Origin of the sequence: Hyunsoonleella sp. 2307UL5-6 (assembly GCF_047345485.1) — a bacterium.
GTDB lineage: Bacteria > Bacteroidota > Bacteroidia > Flavobacteriales > Flavobacteriaceae > Jejuia.
Genome location: NZ_JBLFEN010000024.1, coordinates 1 through 2,076, shown reverse-complemented (window position 1 = coordinate 2,076; position 2,076 = coordinate 1). Strand labels below are relative to the sequence as shown.

The following is a 2,076-nucleotide window of genomic DNA, read 5'->3' as shown; positions in this document are numbered from 1 at the left end:
ACTCGGGTTGGTCTCTTTTCCAAGCTATTGTCGGTGGAAAGTTTGCCAAGTCTCTGGTTGGCACTAAAAACAGTGTTTTTTGCTCATTATGCCCTTGGGGTTTGCGGTTGTTTTGCGCTATTCTGTAATTGCACTTAATACTGGCGCACTACTTAAAACCAACAATGTGTAAAAAAAATACTATTTTTGTGACTTACATTGATAAAATACTCGTTTGCTTGCTTACGATTTTCCTTCGGAAAATCGCTGCTCACAAACCCGTACTTTGTTTACACTAAAACGTTACCTTTAATTACCCAAAAAAACCGCTGAATGTTTGACCAACTAACGATTGAAAAACTTGATTTCTACGTTTACGCATTGATAAACCCGAATGATAAAAAACCTTTTTACATTGGAAAAGGAATTGGAAATAGAGTTTTTAATCATCAAAATTGTGCAATAAAAGATGAAAACTCTAATCTAAAACTTGACACAATCCGAGAAATAATTAGTAGCGGACTTGAAGTTGAACATATAATTATTAGACACGGATTGACTGAAAAAGAAGCGTTTGAAATCGAAGCGTCTATAATTGACTTTGGAATTAAATTTGGCTTTGAATTTTCAAATTTGGTTTTAGGACATCACTCAAATGGAAAAGGACTTATGACTGCGGACGAAATTGTCCGAATTCATAACGCAAAACCGCTGACTGAATTAACTGACCCAGTAATTATAATAAACATCAATAAAAAATATGTGAGAGGAAATTCAAGTAACGAAATTTATGAATCCACAAAACAAGCTTGGGTTGTTGGAGAACAAAAAAGGAAAACAACCAAATACGCACTTTCTGAATATTGTGGAATAGTAATCGAAGTTTTTGAAATTCACGAATGGTATGAAATTGAAACGCCAAATAATAAAAGAAAAAATCGTTGGGGATTTAATGGAGAAATTGCAAAACCAGAAATACGAGAAAAATACATAAATAAATCATTAGCTCACACAAAGAAAAGAGGTGCTGCAAATCCGATAAAATACAGACTATAAATGAAAAATAACTAAAGGTAACAACGTATATAATTTATTGCTAGTTCTAGCCTACTTACGAAAATCCTCGTGGATTTTCTATTCGGTTTTTATTTGCTAAATTAGGTGCTTAAACCACGCAACAAACCATATACAAACACGTTATATTTAATTTTCTTTTTCCCCACCACTCATACGCTCAAAAACTACTATTGTAAGTTTTAGCCATTTAGGTAAGTCTTTGTTTGGTTGGGTTTGGTTCTTAATACTATTGTAATTTAGTTCGGTTATATCCGCAATGTCTTGGTTGTTTAATCCAAGTGATTTTTTCATTTGCTTAAATCTATCGTGCCAGTTCATCTATTGCCTTTTTATAACTTTCAATCCTGTTTTTACAGTCCTGTTCAGTTCCATCAGAATCAAATGCAGTTTTATTTTTATAGAAGCCTCTTTCTAATAAATGAGTTTCATAATCTAGTTCTTCCTGTAGTTTTATAATTGCTAATTCCATTATTTTAGGTTTAAGTTTTTAAATATTTCTTTATACTTTTTGTTAAGTTCAAAACCATCTTCATCACCAAATTCTTCATCGTTTTTAACAAAATCATTCATTCCTTTAAAGTCTTTTTCAACTAAATCTGGAGCAACTCTTACAGCTTCTTCCCAAAAATCTAAAACCCAAGTTTCGTTATCATTATAAAAGTAAGTTCCTTGTTCTAGGTCTGTTTTAATCTCTTGTCGTGTCATAATATTGTTTTTATCGTTAAACATATTCAAAAGTAATAAATAAATTACTTGCTACCAAATAAAAGTAATAAAAATGTTACTTTTTATTAAAAGCAATTTGCCAACGCTCAAAGAAAACTAAAATATAACAACGTGTATAGTTCAGTTGCCAAAGCAAGTTTGTGTATATGGCAACCGAAACCATACACAAACCGTTGTAGGTAATTTACCCAAACCAATAAACATTAAAACAATGAACAAAATCTTTAAACTATCAATCTTATTCGTTTTTCTAATATCAATCAGTTGTTCTGATGACGATGATAATCGTCCACT

General features: G+C 31.4%; 4 protein-coding genes. 1 reads left to right on the top strand and 3 read right to left on the bottom strand.

Annotated features, from left to right (window positions below; translation table 11 throughout):
- Positions 1–312: 312 nt before the first annotated feature.
- Positions 313–1,035: an LEM-3-like GIY-YIG domain-containing protein gene (locus ACKGJY_RS15480; protein WP_413974806.1), complete on the top strand. Its 723-nt coding sequence runs from the start codon at positions 313–315 to the stop codon at positions 1,033–1,035.
- 147 nt (positions 1,036–1,182) lie between these two features.
- On the opposite strand, the gene ACKGJY_RS15475 is transcribed toward ACKGJY_RS15480, so the two are convergent.
- The 3 genes from ACKGJY_RS15475 to ACKGJY_RS15465 are packed head-to-tail and all read right to left on the bottom strand — an operon-like array spanning position 1,183 to position 1,761.
- A complete protein-coding gene (locus ACKGJY_RS15475; protein WP_413974805.1) occupies positions 1,183–1,347 on the bottom strand; it encodes a hypothetical protein in 165 nt (54 codons plus the stop codon).
- Positions 1,348–1,357: 10 nt separating this feature from the next.
- Positions 1,358–1,525, bottom strand: a complete 168-nt coding sequence (locus ACKGJY_RS15470) for a hypothetical protein (RefSeq protein ID WP_413974804.1) — start codon at positions 1,523–1,525, stop codon at positions 1,358–1,360.
- A complete protein-coding gene (locus ACKGJY_RS15465; RefSeq protein ID WP_413974803.1) occupies positions 1,525–1,761 on the bottom strand; it encodes a hypothetical protein in 237 nt (78 codons plus the stop codon). Before ACKGJY_RS15465 ends, ACKGJY_RS15470 begins: the two co-directional genes overlap by 1 nt.
- Positions 1,762–2,076 lie beyond the last annotated feature (315 nt).

What these genes read in the sequence shown, in the direction of transcription:
- ACKGJY_RS15480 (WP_413974806.1), top strand. Translation starts at nt 313, where the DNA reads ATGTTTGACCAACTAACGATTGAAAAACTTGATTTCTACGTTTACGCA.
- ACKGJY_RS15470 (WP_413974804.1), bottom strand. Translation starts at nt 1,525, where the DNA reads ATGGAATTAGCAATTATAAAACTACAGGAAGAACTAGATTATGAAACT.
- ACKGJY_RS15465 (WP_413974803.1), bottom strand. Translation starts at nt 1,761, where the DNA reads ATGACACGACAAGAGATTAAAACAGACCTAGAACAAGGAACTTACTTT.
- ACKGJY_RS15475 (WP_413974805.1), bottom strand. Translation starts at nt 1,347, where the DNA reads ATGAAAAAATCACTTGGATTAAACAACCAAGACATTGCGGATATAACC.